The sequence below is a fragment of the Sphingorhabdus sp. M41 genome (assembly GCF_001586275.1).
Lineage (GTDB): Bacteria > Pseudomonadota > Alphaproteobacteria > Sphingomonadales > Sphingomonadaceae > Parasphingorhabdus.
Genome location: NZ_CP014545.1, coordinates 242,381 through 259,733 on the forward strand (window position 1 = coordinate 242,381; position 17,353 = coordinate 259,733).

17 protein-coding genes are annotated in these 17,353 nt (G+C 58.1%); 10 read left to right on the top strand and 7 right to left on the bottom strand.

Annotated features, from left to right (window positions below; genetic code table 11):
• The first annotated feature begins 138 nt into the window (after positions 1-138).
• The 8 genes from mdh (at position 139) to AZE99_RS01235 (ending at position 9,553) form a co-directional block, all read left to right on the top strand.
• Positions 139-1,101 carry a malate dehydrogenase gene (gene mdh / locus AZE99_RS01200; protein WP_067197268.1) on the top strand — a complete coding sequence of 321 codons (963 nt, stop codon included), beginning with the start codon at positions 139-141 and terminating at the stop codon, positions 1,099-1,101.
• Positions 1,102-1,199: 98 nt separating this feature from the next.
• A complete protein-coding gene (gene sucD / locus AZE99_RS01205) occupies positions 1,200-2,090 on the top strand; it encodes a succinate--CoA ligase subunit alpha (protein ID WP_067197271.1) in 891 nt (296 codons plus the stop codon).
• Positions 2,091-2,142: 52 nt separating this feature from the next.
• Positions 2,143-4,926: a 2-oxoglutarate dehydrogenase E1 component gene (locus tag AZE99_RS01210; RefSeq protein ID WP_067203158.1), complete on the top strand. Its 2,784-nt coding sequence runs from the start codon at positions 2,143-2,145 to the stop codon at positions 4,924-4,926.
• 64 nt (positions 4,927-4,990) lie between these two features.
• Positions 4,991-6,241 carry a 2-oxoglutarate dehydrogenase complex dihydrolipoyllysine-residue succinyltransferase gene (odhB, locus tag AZE99_RS01215; protein WP_067197274.1) on the top strand — a complete coding sequence of 417 codons (1,251 nt, stop codon included), beginning with the start codon at positions 4,991-4,993 and terminating at the stop codon, positions 6,239-6,241.
• A 91-nt stretch (positions 6,242-6,332) separates the two neighbouring features.
• Complete coding sequence (gene lpdA / locus AZE99_RS01220; RefSeq protein WP_067197276.1) at positions 6,333-7,739, top strand: dihydrolipoyl dehydrogenase; 1,407 nt, start codon at positions 6,333-6,335, stop codon at positions 7,737-7,739.
• On the top strand, positions 7,739-8,263 hold the full coding sequence (locus AZE99_RS01225) for a DUF6998 domain-containing protein (protein WP_067197278.1): 525 nt from the start codon (positions 7,739-7,741) through the stop codon (positions 8,261-8,263). Before lpdA ends, AZE99_RS01225 begins: the two co-directional genes overlap by 1 nt.
• Entirely contained in the window at positions 8,250-8,924 is a 675-nt protein-coding gene (locus tag AZE99_RS01230) for a PepSY domain-containing protein (protein ID WP_067197281.1), read from the top strand. The genes AZE99_RS01225 and AZE99_RS01230 overlap by 14 nt, the downstream gene beginning before the upstream one ends.
• Positions 8,921-9,553 carry a trimeric intracellular cation channel family protein gene (locus AZE99_RS01235; protein ID WP_067197283.1) on the top strand — a complete coding sequence of 211 codons (633 nt, stop codon included), beginning with the start codon at positions 8,921-8,923 and terminating at the stop codon, positions 9,551-9,553. Before AZE99_RS01230 ends, AZE99_RS01235 begins: the two co-directional genes overlap by 4 nt.
• Here AZE99_RS01235 and sppA read toward each other — a convergent pair.
• From sppA to AZE99_RS01270, 7 genes are read right to left on the bottom strand one after another with little or no spacing between them, the layout of a single operon-like run.
• A complete protein-coding gene (sppA, locus tag AZE99_RS01240; RefSeq protein WP_067197286.1) occupies positions 9,526-11,415 on the bottom strand; it encodes a signal peptide peptidase SppA in 1,890 nt (629 codons plus the stop codon). The genes AZE99_RS01235 and sppA overlap by 28 nt on opposite strands.
• A gap of 57 nt (positions 11,416-11,472) precedes the next feature.
• The gene (locus tag AZE99_RS01245; protein WP_067197289.1) at positions 11,473-12,111 is read right to left on the bottom strand and encodes an NrsF family protein; all 639 of its coding nucleotides are present in this window, start codon (positions 12,109-12,111) and stop codon (positions 11,473-11,475) included.
• A 16-nt stretch (positions 12,112-12,127) separates the two neighbouring features.
• Entirely contained in the window at positions 12,128-12,631 is a 504-nt protein-coding gene (locus AZE99_RS01250; RefSeq protein WP_231862662.1) for a sigma-70 family RNA polymerase sigma factor, read from the bottom strand.
• Between the two features lie 25 nt (positions 12,632-12,656).
• Complete coding sequence (locus AZE99_RS01255) at positions 12,657-13,097, bottom strand: DoxX family protein (RefSeq protein ID WP_067197295.1); 441 nt, start codon at positions 13,095-13,097, stop codon at positions 12,657-12,659.
• Position 13,098: 1 nt separating this feature from the next.
• Positions 13,099-13,830: an HvfC/BufC family peptide modification chaperone gene (locus AZE99_RS01260; RefSeq protein WP_067197298.1), complete on the bottom strand. Its 732-nt coding sequence runs from the start codon at positions 13,828-13,830 to the stop codon at positions 13,099-13,101.
• A complete protein-coding gene (gene bufB / locus AZE99_RS01265) occupies positions 13,814-14,686 on the bottom strand; it encodes an MNIO family bufferin maturase (RefSeq protein WP_082788428.1) in 873 nt (290 codons plus the stop codon). The genes AZE99_RS01260 and bufB overlap by 17 nt, the downstream gene beginning before the upstream one ends.
• A gap of 60 nt (positions 14,687-14,746) precedes the next feature.
• A complete protein-coding gene (locus AZE99_RS01270) occupies positions 14,747-15,034 on the bottom strand; it encodes a BufA1 family periplasmic bufferin-type metallophore (protein ID WP_067197301.1) in 288 nt (95 codons plus the stop codon).
• 325 nt (positions 15,035-15,359) lie between these two features.
• Here AZE99_RS01270 and groES point away from each other — a divergent pair, with 325 nt between their 5' ends.
• Both groES and groL read left to right on the top strand, forming a co-directional pair.
• Complete coding sequence (groES, locus tag AZE99_RS01275; protein WP_067197304.1) at positions 15,360-15,650, top strand: co-chaperone GroES; 291 nt, start codon at positions 15,360-15,362, stop codon at positions 15,648-15,650.
• 47 nt (positions 15,651-15,697) lie between these two features.
• On the top strand, positions 15,698-17,350 hold the full coding sequence (gene groL, locus AZE99_RS01280) for a chaperonin GroEL (RefSeq protein ID WP_067197307.1): 1,653 nt from the start codon (positions 15,698-15,700) through the stop codon (positions 17,348-17,350).
• The last annotated feature ends 3 nt before the right edge of the window (positions 17,351-17,353 follow it).

Sequence of the window (17,353 nt, forward strand, 5' to 3'; positions counted from 1 at the left end):
GCGTCATTATTGCTACTGCGAACCAATTGCAAAGATAGCGGTCAAATTGGTGCTTTCTGCGGTTGAATTTGTCAGAATAGGGGCCTAATCCTGCCTTTAATATCCATTTACGACTCTATTCTTAGGAGAATTTCCCACATGGCCCGTAACAAGATTGCGCTGATCGGCGCAGGCATGATCGGCGGCACGCTCGCCCACCTCGCAGCTTCCAAGGAAATGGGCGATGTCGTCCTGTTTGATATTGCCGAGGGCATGCCCGCGGGCAAGGCGCTGGACCTTAGCCAGGCCGCGCCAGTGGATGGATTCGACAGCAAGCTCAAAGGCACCAATGATTATGCCGATATTGTTGGCGCCGATGTCATCATCGTCACCGCCGGTGTCGCGCGCAAGCCCGGCATGAGCCGCGATGACCTGATCGGCATCAACCTGAAGGTGATGAAGGCGGTTGGCGAGGGTATCAAGGCGAACGCGCCGGATGCTTTTGTTATCTGCATCACCAACCCGCTCGACGCGATGGTATGGGCCTTGCGCGAATTTTCCGGACTGCCGCACAACAAGGTTGTCGGCATGGCCGGCGTTCTCGACAGCGCCCGCTTCCGTCATTTCCTCGCCGATGAATTCAACGTCTCGGTCGAAGATGTCACCGCCTTCGTTCTCGGCGGCCACGGCGATACGATGGTTCCGGTTCCGGCTTATTCGACGGTTGCCGGCATCCCTATCCCCGATCTCATCAAGATGGGCTGGACCACGCAGGAAAAGATCGACGCGATTGTCGACCGCACCCGCAAGGGCGGCGGCGAAATTGTCGGCCTGCTCGGCAATGGTTCGGCTTATTATGCGCCGGCAACCAGCGCGATCATGATGGCCGAAAGCTATCTCAAGGACAAACGCCGCGTGCTGCCAGCAGCCGCGCATCTGACCGGCCAATATGGCGTTGACGATCTTTATGTCGGCGTACCGGTCATCATCGGCAAGGACGGCGTCGAGAAGATCATCGAGATCGAACTGAGCGAAGAAGCGCAGGGCAATTTCAACGTGTCGGTCGATGCGGTCAAGGAATTGCTGGAAGCTTGCAAGGCCCTGGATAGCTCACTGGCATAAGAGCAGCCGTCATCTCGGCGATAGCCGAGATCTCATGCAGAAACGCGGCGCGCTGGAAAGGAGTTCCAGCTTTCGCTGGAATGACGAAGGATTAGTTTATGAGCATTTTAATCGACAAGAACACCAAAGTTATCACCCAGGGCATGACCGGCAACACCGGTACGTTCCACACAGAACAGGCTCTGGCTTATGGCACGCAGATGGTTGCGGGCGTTACGCCGGGCAAGGGCGGCACGACCCATATCGGTCTGCCGAACTATAACACTGTGGCCGAAGCCAAGGATGCAACCGGCGCGACCGCTTCTGTTGTTTATGTTCCACCGCCATTTGCAGCGGACTCGATCCTCGAAGCGATTGACGCGGAGATTGAACTGATCGTCGCGATTACCGAGGGCGTTCCGGTGCTCGATATGGTTCGCGTCAAACGCGCGCTGCAGGGCAGCAAGTCGCGCCTGATCGGGCCCAACTGCCCCGGCGTATTGACCCCTGACGAATGCAAGATCGGCATCATGCCCGGCAGCATTTTCAAAAAGGGCTCGGTCGGTGTGGTCTCGCGTTCCGGTACGCTGACCTATGAAGCGGTGCACCAGACGACAGCGGTTGGCCTTGGCCAGACGACAGCGGTCGGCATTGGCGGCGATCCGGTCAACGGCACCAATTTCATCGACGTGCTGGAATTGTTCCTTGCCGATGACGAAACCAAGTCGATCATCATGATCGGTGAAATCGGCGGCAGCGCGGAAGAAGAAGCGGCGCAGTTCATTGCCGACGAAGCCAAGAAGGGCCGCAGCAAGCCTATGGTCGGCTTTATCGCTGGTCTGACGGCACCTCCGGGACGCCGCATGGGTCACGCCGGTGCGATTGTTTCCGGCGGCAAGGGCGGCGCGGAAGACAAGATTGCCGCGATGGAAGCGGCCGGTATCCGCGTGTCACCTTCGCCAAGCGAACTGGGCACGACATTGGATGCGATGCTCAAAGAGCTGGTCTAGATTATTTGGCCCTCTGCGTGAGCAGAGGGCCTCCCTCCCCCAAGGAATGATCATGGGTTTTGAGAATCAGGATTTTATCGGCTCGGAGCAGGAGCAGGGCCCGAGCTGGCAGCGCAAACATTGGCCGATTGACGATGCCGATGAATTGAACAGCGCGCTCGATCCCACGCAAATGGGTATCGAAATCAAGGCTGCGGCGGAGAAATCCGGCAAGTCGATGTCCGATGCCGAGGTTGCCCAGGCAGCAGAAAAATCGATCCGGGCGATGATGCTGATCCGCACCTATCGGGTGCGCGGCCACCTGGGCGCCAATCTTGATCCTCTGGGCCTGTCCAAACTGGAGGAACCCGCTGACCTGACTCCTGAATTTCACGGCTTCACCGCCGAAGAAATGGACAAGCCCGTCTATCTGGGCGGGGTGCTGGGATTTCAAACCGCGTCCATCCGCGAAATCGAAGCCGTGCTGCGCGCTAATTATTGCGGTTCGGTCGGACTCGAATATATGCATATCGCCGACACTGTCGAACGGCGCTTCTTGCAGGACCGGATGGAAGGCAAGGATGCTGAAATCCAGTTCACGCCCGAAGGCAAGAAGGCGATTCTCAACAAGGTAATAGAGGGCGAGGAATATGAAAATTTCCTCGGCAAAAAATATGTCGGGACCAAGCGTTTTGGGCTCGACGGCGGTGAATCGATGCTGCCGGCGCTGGAAAATATCATCAAATATGGCGGCCAGTCCGGTGTTCGCGACATTGTCTATGGCATGGCCCATCGCGGACGTCTGAACATTCTCGCCAATGTGATGGCCAAGCCCTACAAGGTGATCTTTCACGAATTTCACGGCGGCTCGGCCAACCCTGAAGATGTCGGCGGCTCCGGCGATGTGAAATATCATCTCGGCACCAGTACCGACCGCGAATTTGACGGCATCAACGTTCATATGAGTCTGGTGCCCAATCCTTCGCATCTCGAAGCGGTTGACCCGGTGGTGCTCGGCAAGGTCCGCGCCCAGCAGGTGGCGCGCGACGATCTGGAAAAACATGACCAGGTTCTGCCGGTACTGATCCACGGCGATGCTGCCTTTGCCGGTCAGGGAATCGTCTGGGAATGTCTCGGCTTCTCCGGCATTCGTGGTTATAATACCGGCGGCTGCATCCATTTCGTGATCAACAACCAGATCGGCTTTACCACCAGCCCGCAATTTGCGCGCTCTTCGCCCTATCCGTCGGACGTTGCCAAGGGCGTGCAGGCACCGATTTTCCACGTCAACGGCGACGACCCGGAAGCGGTGACCTTCGCCTGCAAGATCGCGATGGAATTCCGCCAGCGTTTTGGCCGGGATATTGTCATCGACATGTGGTGCTATCGCCGCTTTGGCCATAATGAAGGCGACGAACCGAGCTTCACCCAGCCGATCATGTATGCCGCGATCAAGAAACATCCCAAGGTCAGCAAGCTCTATGAAGCGCGGCTGGTCGAGGAAGGCGTGATTGATGCGGACTGGGGTGACACGACCCGGAAAGCCTTTGCCGACCATCTCGAAACCGAATTCCAGGCTGCAGCCGACTATAAAGCCGACAAGGCCGACTGGTTTGGCGGTCGCTGGCAGGGATTGCATATCCCCGCCGATCCGGAAACCGCACGGCGCAATGTCGAAACCGCGATCGATACAAAATTGTTCGATAGCCTGGGCCGGACGCTGACAACGGTGCCCGAAGGGCTCCGGATCCACAAGACACTGGGCCGGGTTCTCGACGCCAAGGTCACGATGTTCAAGAGCGGCGAGAATTTCGACTGGGCGACCGGCGAAGCGCTGGCTTACGGATCGCTGGTATCCGAAGGCTATAATGTGCGCCTGTCCGGACAGGACAGCGGGCGCGGGACTTTTTCCCAGCGCCACGCCGTCTGGGTCGATCAGGACACCGAAGAAAAATATGTGCCTTTGAGCACCGTCAGACACGGCCGCTTTGAAGTACTCGACAGCCCGCTGAGCGAATATGGCGTGCTCGGCTTCGAATATGGCTATGCCGGCGCCGATCCGAAAACGCTGGTGCTCTGGGAAGCGCAATTCGGCGATTTTGCCAATGGCGCGCAGATCATGATCGACCAGTTCATTGCCTCGGGCGAAGCCAAATGGCTGCGGGCCAACGGGCTGGTGATGCTGTTGCCGCATGGCTATGAGGGCCAGGGCCCGGAACATAGTTCGGCGCGGCTGGAACGGTTCCTGCAACTTTGCGCGCAGGATAATATCCAGGTCGCCAATATCACCACCCCGGCCAATTATTTCCACATATTGCGTCGTCAGATGCTACGTTCTTTCCGCAAGCCGCTGATCATCATGACGCCGAAGTCGCTGTTGCGGCACAAGATGGCCGTGTCAAAAGCGGAGGATTTCCAGGGCGATCAGCATTTCATGCGGATATTGTCCGATACCAATCCGCCAGCAGACAAGGATGTGAAGCGTCTGGTGCTCTGCTCCGGCAAGGTCGCTTATGATCTGATCGAAGCGCGGGACGAGGCGGGTGACAAGAATACCGCGATCATCCGGATCGAACAGCTTTATCCGTTCCCGGGCGAACCTTTGGTGGTCCGCCTCAAACGGATGAAAAATCTCGAGACTCTGGTCTGGGCACAGGAAGAACCGGAGAATAACGGCAGCTGGCATTTTGTCCGCTCCTATCTGGAAAAATGTCTGGAGCAGGCAGCCGTCGGTCCGGTCGATCCGGTCTATGCGGGGCGTTGTGCAAGCGCTTCGCCGGCTACCGGTCTGGCATCGCGGCACAAGCAGCAGCAGGCGCAGCTGATCGCCGAGGCGCTGGGGCATGAAATAGTTTAAGATGTAAAGGCCGTTCCCCTGCCTCGGCAGGAACACAGGAAGTTACGAAAGCAGAGTAGAAATTATGGCAATAGAAGTAACAGTCCCGGTATTGGGCGAATCGATCACCGAAGCGACCCTGGGCGAATGGCTCAAGCAGCCTGGCGATGCGGTCGCCGCTGATGAACCGATTGCCAGCCTGGAAACCGACAAGGTAGCGCTGGAAGTGCCCGCACCGCAAGCTGGCGTAATGGGTGCGCACAAGGTCGCGGTCGGCGATACGGTTGAAGTCGGTGCGGTCATCGCGACGATCGAAGCGGGCAGCGGCGCAGCACCCGCGAAGAACGCGGAAACGCCGGTTGATGCGCCGGAAAAAGCGCCCTCTGTCACCGCCGCCAAGTCTGCGGACAAGCAGGATGAGGTTGCCGCCAGCATTACCCTGTCGCCGTCGGTGCGCCGACTGGTACTGGAACACGGGATTGATCCCAGCCAGATCAGCGGCACCGGCAAGGATGGCCGGCTGACCAAGGCGGATGTCGAGCAATATGTGAAATCCGGTGCGCAGCAGGCACCGCAGGCCGAAGCAGGCGCTGCGACCAGCGGACAGGCACCGGCAGCGCCATCGCAGGGTGGCAATCGCAATGAAGAACGGGTCCGCATGACCCGCTTGCGGCAGACCGTCGCCCGGCGGCTGAAAGAGGCGCAGGACACAGCAGCGCTGCTGACCACGTTCAACGATGTCGACATGACTGCGGTGATCGAAACACGCAGCAAATATAAGGAGCTGTTCGCCAAGAAACATGGCGTGAAGCTCGGCTTCATGGGCTTTTTTGTCAAAGCGGCCTGCATGGCGCTGAAAGACGTGCCTTCGGTCAATGCGCAGATTGACGGCGAGGAAATCGTCTATCACGACTATGCCGATATTTCGGTCGCGGTGAGCGCGCCCAATGGTCTGGTCGTACCGGTCATCCGCAACGCCGAGACAATGAGCTTTGCCGATGTCGAGAATACGATCGGCGATTTCGGCAAGCGGGCCAAGGACGGCAGCCTGACCATGGCGGACATGAAGGGCGGTACCTTCACCATCTCCAACGGTGGTGTGTTCGGCTCGCTGATGTCGACGCCAATCATCAACCCGCCGCAGTCCGCCGTGCTCGGCCTGCACCGGATCGAGGATCGCGCTGTCGTCGTCGATGGCGAGATTGTCGTTCGTCCGATGATGTATCTGGCGCTGAGCTATGACCATCGCCTGATCGACGGGCGGGAAGCAGTGACCTTCCTGGTGCGAATGAAGGAAGCGATCGAGGATCCGGCGCGGCTTTTGATTGATTTGTAAGCAGGCAAACCATTGCTCGTCATCCTGAACTTGTTTCAGGATCTCGGGAGGTCCTGAAACAAGTTCAGGATGACGGAATGAGAGACAGAATATGACCGACAATTTCGACTATGATCTTCTGATAATCGGCTCCGGCCCCGGCGGTTATGTCGCGGCGATTCGGGCGGCGCAACTCGGTCTGAAAACGGGCTGCATCGAGAGCCGCGAGACGCTGGGCGGCACCTGCCTCAACGTTGGCTGCATCCCGTCCAAGGCGATGCTGCACGCTTCCGAGCTTTATCATGAAGCCCATAGTGGCGCGCTGGAGAAATTCGGTGTGAAGCTGACCGGCGCGAAGCTCGATCTGAAGCAGATGCTGGCCGAGAAGGTGAAGGCGGTTGCGGAGCTGACCGGTGGCATCGAATTCCTGTTCAAGAAGAACAAGGTCGACTGGATCAAGGGCCATGGCGCGTTCGAAGATAGTCACACGGTCACGGTCGGCGACAAGAGCTATACCGCGAAAAACATCCTGATCGCCACCGGCTCGTCCGTCACTCCGCTGCCCGGCGTCGAAGTCGACAACAGCAAATCCGTCGTGGTCGACAGCACCGGCGCGCTCGAACTGTCGAAAGTACCCGGTCATCTGGTCGTTATCGGCGGCGGCGTGATCGGGCTGGAACTGGGCTCGGTCTGGCTGCGCCTCGGCGCGAAAGTGACCGTGGTCGAATATCTCGACCAGATTCTCCCGGGCATGGACGGCGATATCCGCAAGGACGCGAACCGCATGTTCAAGAAACAGGGCTTTGATATCAGGACCGGGACCAAGGTCACCGGGTGCACGGTCAAGGGCAAGAAAGCGACGCTAACGATGGAACCGGCCAAGGGCGGTGACAGCGAGACGCTGGAAGCCGATGTCGTGCTGGTGGCGATCGGCCGCAAGCCGAATATCGACGGTCTTGCGCTGGAGAAGTCCGGTGTGGAAACCAACGGTCGCGGACAGATCGAGGTTGGCCATGACTTCCAGACCAAGGTTCCCGGTGTCTATGCCATTGGTGATGTTACTCCCGGTCCGATGCTGGCGCACAAGGCCGAGGATGAGGGCATTGCCGCGGCCGAATTCATCGCCGGCCAGCAGGGTATCATCAACCACGACCTGATCCCCGGCGTCGTCTATACCTATCCCGAAATTGCCAATATCGGCAAGACCGAGGAAGAGGTGAAGGACAGCGGCGTCGAATATAAGGTCGGCAAATTCCTGTTCGCTGCCAACAGCCGCGCCAAGACCAATCGCGATACCGAAGGCTATGTGAAGATCATTGCGGACGCCAAGACCGACCGCGTGCTTGGTGCGCATATCATTTCTTCGCTGGCCGGCACGTTAATCGCGCAGGTCACCCAGGCGATGGAATTCGGCGCGACCTCGGAAGATATTGCCTATACCTGCCACGCGCATCCGACCCATTCGGAAGCGATCAAGGAAGCGGCGATGGCGGTACAGGGCAAGCCGATCCACATGTAGTGGCAATACCACCCGCCATAGATCATTTGAGCATTCGCGGACTGATGCAACTTGGCGCGTCTATCGGTGTTGAACTGCGGAAGCGAAAGATTTGTCGCACCTCCAACAGCCCCATTGGAGATGTGGCAGAATATTTATTCAGCGAAACCTTCGGATGGAACCTAGCGGTCAATTCTAAAGCGGGCTTTGATGCTATCACCCAAGAAGGCAAAAGGATTCAAATAAAGAGTCGGCGTGTTTGGGCTAAAAATACATCGCGACAGGCCGGGGATATTCGAAACTTGAGTCAGCATCTTTTTGACGAGCTGGCAGGCGTGGTTTTCGATGAGAATTATTCAGTGATTCTAGCAATTATCATCCCTCACCATCTCGTGCTGGAGCAGGCATTGGAAATTACTCATTCAAATAGCCACCGTATTTATCTTCGAGATGATTGGGTAGCGAGAGACGGCGTCAGAGACGTGACTGCGGTCGTCAGGCAAAAATGGGAACAGTTGAATAGCACGCTTTATGAAACATCATAAACTCATGCGCTGGCATGTCTGGCTCGGCTGGCTGATCGGGGTGCCGATCATCATCTGGACGGCGAGCGGATTGTTGATGGTGGTGCAGCCGATCGAAACCGTGCGCGGCAATCATTTGCGGAGCGAGATGCCGGCGCTGGATGCGATAAAGCCGGTGGCACCCTTGCTCGAGGGGCGTCAGGCGAAGAGCCTGACCCTGCAGCAGAACAGCGCAGGGCCCTTTTGGGTGATTGCCTATGCCGATGGTGGCAAGCGGCGGGCGGATGCCGAGACCGGTGCCTTGCTGCCGCCGGTTTCGGGCGCTGAGGCCAATCTGCTGGCGAGCGCGGCCCGATCCGACCCGGCAGTGATCCGGTCCGTTACCTTGTTTGCCGCCGGCCAGGCACCGATGGAACAGCGCAGCGGGCGGCCATCGTGGCAGGTTGTTTTTGACGATGATGCGCGCTTTTATATCGATGCGGACAGCGGCGAGTTGCTCGCGGTGCGCACCAAATTCTGGCGGGCCTTCGATTTCATGTGGGGTCTGCATATCATGGATCTGCAGACACGCGAGGACACCAGCCACCCGATCTTGATCGGTTCGGCCGCGCTGGCTCTGCTAGGATCGATACTCGGATTTGTGATGCTGTTCACCCGGCGCAGACGAAGGACAACGACATGAATTCGGCCTTTCTGTACAGCGCGCTCGGCTGGCTCGATCTTTTCGGGATAGCGGTATTCGCCATTTCCGGGGCGCTGGTCGCGGCGCGCAACCGGCAGACTTTGGTGACCTTCGGCTTTTTCGCGCTGGTCACCGGTGTCGGTGGCGGTACCGTCCGCGATCTGCTGATCGGCGCGCCGGTTTTCTGGGTGCAGGACGCGCGGGTGCCGATCCTGTGCCTCGGGATCGCCTTGCTGGTTTGGCTGACACCGGTCAAATTCTGGCGACCGGCAGCGGTCGACTGGTTCGACGCGATCGGGCTGGCGGCCTATTCGGTTTTCGGGGCAGCCAAGGCGCTGCAGCTGGGGATCGATCCCGTCCCGGCTGCGATCATGGGGATCATCACCGCCAGTGTTGGCGGCGTGATCCGCGATCTGATCTCCGGCGAACCGTCGATCATCGTGCGGCCGGAACTTTATGTGACTGCGGGCGCGCTGGCTGCTTTCGTCTTCGTCTTGCTGGCGCAAACCGGGATACCGGGCTTCATCGCTGCCCTGATCGCCTTTGTCGCAGGTTTTGCGCTGCGCGCTCTGGCAATTGTCAAAGGCCTGTCGCTGCCCGCCTATCGCGCCGCCGAAGAGAAGGAATAGCTCAGCAGCCGGTCGATCCAGTTTGCTGAAGCATTTGCGTTCCGGGTCACGCCGGTGCTGCATTCGAGGCACAATGCCTGGACATCTTCGCGTACGAGCAAGCCCTGAGCGGTTGCCAGTGCTTCTCCGAAAATCGCTTTTTGACGCTGTGCGGCCCAGCCGATGACGCCGGTTACGGGTGCGCTTTGCTGGCGGACGAAGGGAATGCCTTCAAAGGGAAGCCACGAGAATCTGGGTTGCGGATCGAGATATTGCGGGTGGTAGTCGCCTTCTGCGAGACCCGCGCGTTTTGCTGCCTCGGCAAGCGCCTCGGTCATCCCGCCAAAGCCGTCGACCAATCCAAGTTGCCGGGCCGTGCCGCCATCCCAGACGCGGCCCTGTCCGATTGTGTCGACTTCTGCCGGGGTCTTGCCGCGCGCGGTCGCAACCAGTTTGACGAAGTCGCCATAGCTGTCTTCGACACCGGCCTGCAAAATCGCATTGAGGTCTTCACTGAAGCCGCCGACAAAATTGGGCTCGCCCGATAATGGGGTGGTCTGGACGCCGTCAGCGGTCACGCCCCAATTTGCCAGTGCTTTTTCAAAGCTGGGCAGAACCGCAAACACGCCAATGGATCCGGTGATTGTATCGGGTTCGGCGAAAATATGGTCGCCCGCCGTAGCAACCCAATAGCCGCCGCTGGCGGCGACATCGCCCATGGAAATGACGATCGGGAGTTTCTTTTTCCTGGCTTCGAGCAGGGCCAGGCGAATTTCCTCGCTGGCGAAGGCAGAGCCGCCGGGGGAATCCACCCGGACCACCAGAGCCTTGAGGTCATCCTCATCCAGCGCGGTGTAAATCAGTTCCGCGATCCGTCCGCTGGCGGCCATACCCGGACCGGTACTGCCCCCAACAATTTCACCAGCAACGGTGATGACACCGATAGCCGAGCCATTTGAATCAACCGGATGCGCGGCAACGAAATCATCATAATCAATGCTCTTGAAACTGTCCGGCGAAGGTTTCTCGTCCGCTCCGACTTGCTCAGCAACAAAACGGTCAAAGGCGGTCTTGTCAGCCAGTTTGTCGACCAGCTTCTGCTCCATCGCAACGGCTGCAAAATCGCCGCCGGCGGCAGTCACGAACGCGGCGGGATCGTCTGCAAAGGCTTTGACCATTGCTTGTGGTCGGGCCTTTTTGATTTCGCTGACATAGCTGTCCCAGAGCACGCCGTAGAGCGCCTCGGACGCCTCCCGCGCTGCGGGTGACTGGTCGGCGCGCATATAGGGCTCAACCGCGCTTTTATAGGTGCCGACGCGGTAGATATTGGCAGTCACGCCAAGCCGGTCGATCAGGCCTTTATAGTAAAGCCGATTGCCGCCAGGGCCAGCAAAGATCATTCCGCCCATAGGGTCCATCCAGATTTCTGTCGCATGGGCGGCGAGCTGGTAGCTGTCGTCGCTATAGAAGCTTGCAAAAGCGTAGATCGGTTTGCCCGCCTTCCTAGCCCGAGCGAGCGCTTCCCCGACATCCGTCAGGCTGGTCTGGCCACCGCCGGCGAAGCTGCTGAGATCGAGGACAATGGCTTTGACCCGGTCATCTTCCACAGTAGCATCAATGGCGTGCACGACGTCTCGCAAGCGATATTCGCGCGGACCGTTGCCCGTATTGCTGGCCAGAAAATCTTCAAAGGTCGGTGCGGCGGGCTCTTCGACAATCACGCCGTTCAGGTCGAGCAGCAAGGCGCCATCGCGAATGGCGGCGCTATTGGGCTGAGACGACAGCAAGGCATATAGCGCGCCGAAAAACAGCAACATGGCGATCAGCACCATGCCATCCTTGATTGCGACCAAAAATCGCCAAGCTGCTCGCGCAAATTGCATATTCATATTCCTGTTTAGACCGGATGGACCCTTTCTATATGGGATTGGCCCGGGATATTACCAGCGGATAAGAGGGGGAACCAGCAACCGGCCGACAATTGCGCATAATGCGACCGCCAGAGAGTACCAGAGCCCGATATAGAATATGCTGTTGAACGGGCAGTGCAGGCTGTAGGCCGCAGCACCCAAAGCGCCGGAAGACATGCCGACGAGCCAGCCGGCGCGTTCCAGCGCAACCGGCGCGCCACGGCGGAGCCAAAGAACTTGTGCCGCTGCTATGCAAAGGCCCCCCAACATGCTGACTGCAAGACATTCAAGGCCATAGCGAGGGACCAATATTGTCATATTATCGGGCATGGTCATCATCGCCATGACAGCGGCGGTGACCGGAAACAGCAAGGCGGCAGCCAAGGCCCATATCCAACCCTTGAAGCTGCTGCCGACGGCCGGCTGGCTCATCGCGATAACCGCATAGCTGCTGGTCAGGCCCAGCAGCAGCAGGGCCCCGCCCCGCAGAAAGAACATCGGATGCGGCATTCCCATCAGGATGTCCCCGCGAACGCCGGCGATCATGGCGACCAGCACCGTAAGGATAGTTGCAATGGCCAGCGTAAACGCAAGGCCGTTGCGGTTTTTCAACGGCTTCACCGGCGTCAAATCTTCGACGAGACGATCTATCATCATGTCCGACATCATATATACTCTTTTACTGTCATTCTGTTTCGACCATCGCGGAAAGCTTTTTCAGCCCCCGGTGGATATTCACTTTGACCAGCGATTCCGATTGCCCGGTCATCGCGGCCGCCTCGGTGATGCTGAGGCCTTCAATCTTGACCAGGTTGATCACTTCAGCCTGTTTGGGCGAGATCAGGCCAAGCAGCCGTTCGAGACTGACCTTGGCGGTTACCGTTTCGTCCTGCGGATCGGCGACCATTTCTTCGTAAAGCTGTTCATGTTCGTGCCGGTAAATCTTCCGCAGACTGTCGATCCAGCGGTAGCGGCCAATCGCTGCGAGCCAGGGCAGAAACGCCCTTGCCGGATCATAGCTCGCCCGCTTGCGGTGGAGCGAGATCAGGGTTTCCTGCACCAGATCATCAATCGCCGCAGGATTTATCTTGCGGGCATAATAGCGCCGCAGCCATTTTTCGCATTCGGTGAGCAGGCTGGAATAGCATTGCTTGTCGCCGCCTTGCGCCTTGACCATCAAAAGTCGCATGGTTTCCTCATTGGCGATCATCGGGTCAGCCGAACTTGTGACCGGTCAGCCGGTCGAGCGAGAAGATTCCGCCGCCGCGTACGATCAATATGCCGGCCAGCGCCACCCATAGAATATGCACCTGCCACCAGGCCTCGGGATAGACGAAAAACTGGATCACCAGGGTCATGACCAGAAGGCCCGCGGCCCCGATGCGGGTGAACAGGCCCAGCACGACGAGGATCGGGAGAAAATGCTCGGCATAAGTGGCCAATAATCCGGTGATTTCCGGCCAAGGCATGCCATATTCTTCGCGGAACAGAAGGACTGTGGTGTCGCTCATCTGCAGCCAGCTGCCGTCCTCGACCTTGGTGCGGGCCGAGCGCCAGAAAATGCCGGCGAGGGCTATGCGGGTGAACAGAAGGGCGATTCCCTCCGGCACGGAAGCGCTCACCAGGCGCACTATTTTCCTGACCATGGACTTCATATCATATTTCCTCGGCTGACTTCAGTGCCCCGGCCTGGATCAGCTTGACAATATGCTGCATTGCCGTGGCTTCATCACTCAGTTCGAGAGCATGTTCCAAAAGGTTACCCATGGTCGCGCTTTCGGGAAGTTTTTCGGCAATAGCCTGTTCGGTCGCGGTCAGCGGATGGAATAATATCTGCGCATTCGGTCGGGCGATCATCAATGCGCGCGGGTCTGTGCCGGCCAGCTCCGGCAGCGCCGATGACAGGGGGGCGGTAAGGCCGATCAGGCGAATCGCCGGGTGGGTGACAACAGGGAAAGCCAGCAGATCGGCTTCGGCGAGCGTGGCGATATCGGTCAGGGCGACGGGCGCGGCTTCGGCGCTGCGATAGCTTTCCAGCCAGGCCCATTCGATCCGGGCTAGATCGATTTCCGTGCCGCCATATTCCCGCTCGCCCAGAAAATTGGCGAAGTCGACCCCGATATGGTTCAGGTCGCTGGCCATGATGCTATCCTGCTCGACATAGGCGCGGGAAAGGCTGTGAAAAGCCTCATGGCCCATATGCTCATGCAACCGGGGATAGCAGTCTTCCAGCGCCACCAGCCGGGCGTGGGAAATTGTATTGGCGTGGGCCTTCAGCCCCAGCAATGCGCGCGCCTTGTCCTGAGCGAACAGGTCATCGGGAAAATGGGCCGGGCCTTTTTGCAGGCAGGCGATGAAGCGAGACTGGCCTTCAGCGAGCGAGGGCATGGCGCGGTTCCTCCGACAGGAGGTCGCTCAATATCGTGTCGGCCTTGGCAACTTCTGCCATCAGCACGTCATATTCGGGGATATCCGTGTCCCATTCGATCAGCGTGGCGATCGGGCCCGCGCGTTCGATAAAGCGCCGGTACAGGTTCCAGCTGACATCGCTGACCATCGAGCCGTGATCGTCGATCAGCAGCGGTCCGCTGTCATGTGTTTCCGTAGCGTGGCCGGCGAGATGGATTTCACCGACGATCGCCGGATCGATCGCGTCGATATAGGCTTCCATATCGAGTCCGACATTGGTCGCGGTCACCTCGACATTGTTTATGTCGAACAGCAGGCCGCAGCCTGCCTGACGACAGAGCGCATGGATGAAATCGGTCTCGCTCATCTCGTCGTCCCGATAGGAGAGATAGCGGGACGGGTTCTCGATCAGGATGGGACGCTGCAGCCGGTCCTGGACCTTGCCGATTTCGCCGGCGAAATGGTCGAGCGCGTTGCGCGTATAGGGGATGGGGAGCAGATCGGGATAGCGGTCATGGGCATGGCCGCTCCAGCTGAGATGGTCGGACACCATCTTTGGTTGGTAGCGGTCGCAGAGCGCGGCCAGTTTTTCCAGATCGTCATTATTGAGCCCATCGGCGCTGCCCAGGGAAAGGCCGACGCTGTGGAAGCTCAGCGGATAGGCCCCGGCGATGGCGGTGAGCCAGCGGTGCGCCGGACCGCCATCGCCGAAGTAATTCTGTGGATGAACCTCAACCCAGGAAGGGCGTTTCGTCTCTGCGGCATCATCCAGCACATTGCCATAATGCACCGACTTCAGACCTATGCCACCCGATGGGGGGAGGGAATGCGGCATAGTCATCACCGAAGAAACAAGGGGTTCAGAAATATCGGCCATCCACGGAATTTAGCGCGCTCAGCCCTTTTTGGGAACCGGTTTCGCATTGCCCTTGTGCGGGGTTAGCGTGCCGCCGAGTTTGGTGCATTCGCCCTTGGCAACATATTTCCAGGCATTGCCCTGATAATCGGCGGTCGATGTACCCGCGCAACTGGTACCCGGGCCCGCCGCGCAACCATTTTCTCCGGCCAGCGCGATGCCGTAGCATTTTTCCTTGGCACCTGCCGCCTGGGCAGGGGTGGCGGACAGGGTTGCAGCAGCGGCCAGGGCGGCAGCGGCGGCGGTCGATTTCATCAAAACGGACATGATATTTCCTCTCTCGAAAAATGGGGTAACAAGTCAGAGTCTGCCAAAGCGGGCTCACAGGACATTCGGCGGGGTCGCCGATCCGGTTACACGGCGCCTCCGTAGCAATGCGGATTGCCGACAAAACGAATCGCAATGCCTTGGAAATCCAACAAAAACACATAGAAATATTTTCCGCTCTTTCCCTTGACGGCGGATGAATAGCTATTACATGGAGCCTGTTAGCACTCGGAAGGAGAGAGTGCTAATTCACACAAATTCTGCTCTGCCGACCGGCCCAAAAGCCGGTCTGAAGAGTTTTGGATTGGACAAGAAAGGGAAATCTATGAAATTTCGTCCATTACATGACCGTGTACTGGTGCGCCGCGTTGAAGCGGACGCAAAGACCGCTGGCGGTATCATCATTCCGGATAGTGCACAGGAAAAGCCATCCGAAGGTAAAGTTGTCGCTGTCGGCAACGGCCTGAAAGACGACAATGGCAAAGCTACTCCACTCGACGTCAAAAAAGGCGACAAGATCCTGTTCGGCAAATGGTCCGGCACGGAAGTCACCGTCGACGGCGAAGAGCTGATCATCATGAAGGAAAGCGATATTCTCGGCATTCTCGAGAAATAAGCGCTTATCCCGTCATCATTTCAATCAACTAAGCAGAGGAAAATATCATGGCTGCTAAAGACGTAAAATTCGGTCGCGACGCTCGCGAACGCATCCTCAAGGGTGTGAACACGCTGGCTGACGCCGTTAAAGTAACCCTCGGCCCCAAAGGCCGGAATGTTGTGCTCGACAAGAGCTTTGGCGCACCGCGCATCACCAAGGACGGTGTTTCGGTTGCCAAGGAAATCGAACTGAAAGACAAGTTCGAAAATATGGGCGCACAGATGCTTCGTGAAGTTGCATCGAAAACCAATGATGTTGCTGGCGACGGCACCACCACTGCTACCGTATTGGCTCAGGCCATCGTCAAGGAAGGCATGAAATCCGTTTCTGCCGGCATGAACCCGATGGATCTGAAACGCGGTATCGATCAGGCTGTTGAAGCCGTGGTTGCAGACCTCAAGAAGCGTTCGAAAGACGTCAAGGGCTCCGGCGAAATTGCCCAAGTTGGCATTATCTCCGCCAATGGCGATCGCGAAGTTGGCGAGAAAATCGCTGAAGCAATGGAAAAAGTCGGCAAAGAAGGCGTTATCACGGTTGAAGAAGCCAAGGGTCTCGACTTTGAACTCGACGTTGTTGAAGGCATGCAGTTTGACCGCGGTTACCTGTCTCCTTACTTCATCACCAACCCGGACAAGATGATTGCGGACCTCGAAAATCCTTACATCCTGATCCACGAAAAGAAGCTGACCAACCTGCAGCCATTGCTCCCGATCCTGGAAGCTGTTGTTCAGGCCGGACGTCCGCTTCTGATCATTGCCGAAGATATTGAAGGCGAAGCGCTGGCTACTCTGGTGGTCAACAAATTGCGCGGCGGCCTGAAGATCGCAGCGGTCAAGGCACCTGGTTTCGGCGATCGTCGCAAAGCGATGCTCGAAGATATCGCGATCCTGACCAAGGGCGAAATGATCTCCGAAGATCTCGGCATCAAGCTGGAAAGCGTTACGCTGAACATGCTCGGTGAAGCCAAGAATGTCACGATCGACAAGGATAACACCACGATCGTCGACGGCGCTGGCAAGAAGAGCGATATCAAGGCGCGTGTTGAAGCGATCCGTAACCAGATCGAAAACACCACTTCCGACTATGACAAAGAGAAGCTGCAAGAACGTCTGGCGAAACTCGCTGGCGGTGTTGCCGTGATCAAAGTCGGTGGCGCGACCGAAGTTGAAGTGAAAGAGAAGAAAGACCGTGTCGACGATGCGCTGCACGCAACCCGTGCTGCCGTCGAAGAAGGCATTGTCCCAGGCGGCGGTGCTGCACTTCTTTACGCCACTTCGGCTCTCCAGGGCCTTGAAGGCATCAACGACGACCAAACCCGCGGCATCGACATTGTTCGTAGAGCGCTGCAGGCTCCAGTCCGTCAGATCGCTGAAAATGCCGGTTTTGACGGCGCGGTTGTTGCCGGCAAGATGCTTGACCAGAAGAGCAAGGAATTCGGCTTCAACGCATCTACCGATGTGTATGAAGACCTTGTCAAAGCTGGCGTCATCGACCCGACCAAGGTTGTTCGTGCAGCATTGCAGGACGCTTCCTCGGTTGCCGGCCTGCTGATCACCACCGAAGCGGCTGTGGCAGAAACGCCATCAGACGACAAAGCCGGTGGCGGCATGCCCGACATGGGCGGCATGGGCGGCGGCATGGGCGGAATGGGCTTCTAAACC

Bases quoted from the DNA above. Each gene is read 5' to 3' on its own strand.
- mdh (WP_067197268.1), top strand. From the start codon at position 139: ATGGCCCGTAACAAGATTGCGCTGATCGGCGCAGGCATGATCGGCGGC.
- sucD (WP_067197271.1), top strand. From the start codon at position 1,200: ATGAGCATTTTAATCGACAAGAACACCAAAGTTATCACCCAGGGCATG.
- AZE99_RS01210 (WP_067203158.1), top strand. From the start codon at position 2,143: ATGGGTTTTGAGAATCAGGATTTTATCGGCTCGGAGCAGGAGCAGGGC.
- odhB (WP_067197274.1), top strand. From the start codon at position 4,991: ATGGCAATAGAAGTAACAGTCCCGGTATTGGGCGAATCGATCACCGAA.
- lpdA (WP_067197276.1), top strand. From the start codon at position 6,333: ATGACCGACAATTTCGACTATGATCTTCTGATAATCGGCTCCGGCCCC.
- AZE99_RS01230 (WP_067197281.1), top strand. From the start codon at position 8,250: ATGAAACATCATAAACTCATGCGCTGGCATGTCTGGCTCGGCTGGCTG.
- AZE99_RS01235 (WP_067197283.1), top strand. From the start codon at position 8,921: ATGAATTCGGCCTTTCTGTACAGCGCGCTCGGCTGGCTCGATCTTTTC.
- sppA (WP_067197286.1), bottom strand. From the start codon at position 11,415: ATGCAATTTGCGCGAGCAGCTTGGCGATTTTTGGTCGCAATCAAGGAT.
- AZE99_RS01245 (WP_067197289.1), bottom strand. From the start codon at position 12,111: ATGATGTCGGACATGATGATAGATCGTCTCGTCGAAGATTTGACGCCG.
- AZE99_RS01250 (WP_231862662.1), bottom strand. From the start codon at position 12,631: ATGCGACTTTTGATGGTCAAGGCGCAAGGCGGCGACAAGCAATGCTAT.
- AZE99_RS01255 (WP_067197295.1), bottom strand. From the start codon at position 13,097: ATGAAGTCCATGGTCAGGAAAATAGTGCGCCTGGTGAGCGCTTCCGTG.
- AZE99_RS01260 (WP_067197298.1), bottom strand. From the start codon at position 13,830: ATGCCCTCGCTCGCTGAAGGCCAGTCTCGCTTCATCGCCTGCCTGCAA.
- bufB (WP_082788428.1), bottom strand. From the start codon at position 14,686: ATGCCGCATTCCCTCCCCCCATCGGGTGGCATAGGTCTGAAGTCGGTG.
- AZE99_RS01270 (WP_067197301.1), bottom strand. From the start codon at position 15,034: ATGTCCGTTTTGATGAAATCGACCGCCGCCGCTGCCGCCCTGGCCGCT.
- groES (WP_067197304.1), top strand. From the start codon at position 15,360: ATGAAATTTCGTCCATTACATGACCGTGTACTGGTGCGCCGCGTTGAA.
- groL (WP_067197307.1), top strand. From the start codon at position 15,698: ATGGCTGCTAAAGACGTAAAATTCGGTCGCGACGCTCGCGAACGCATC.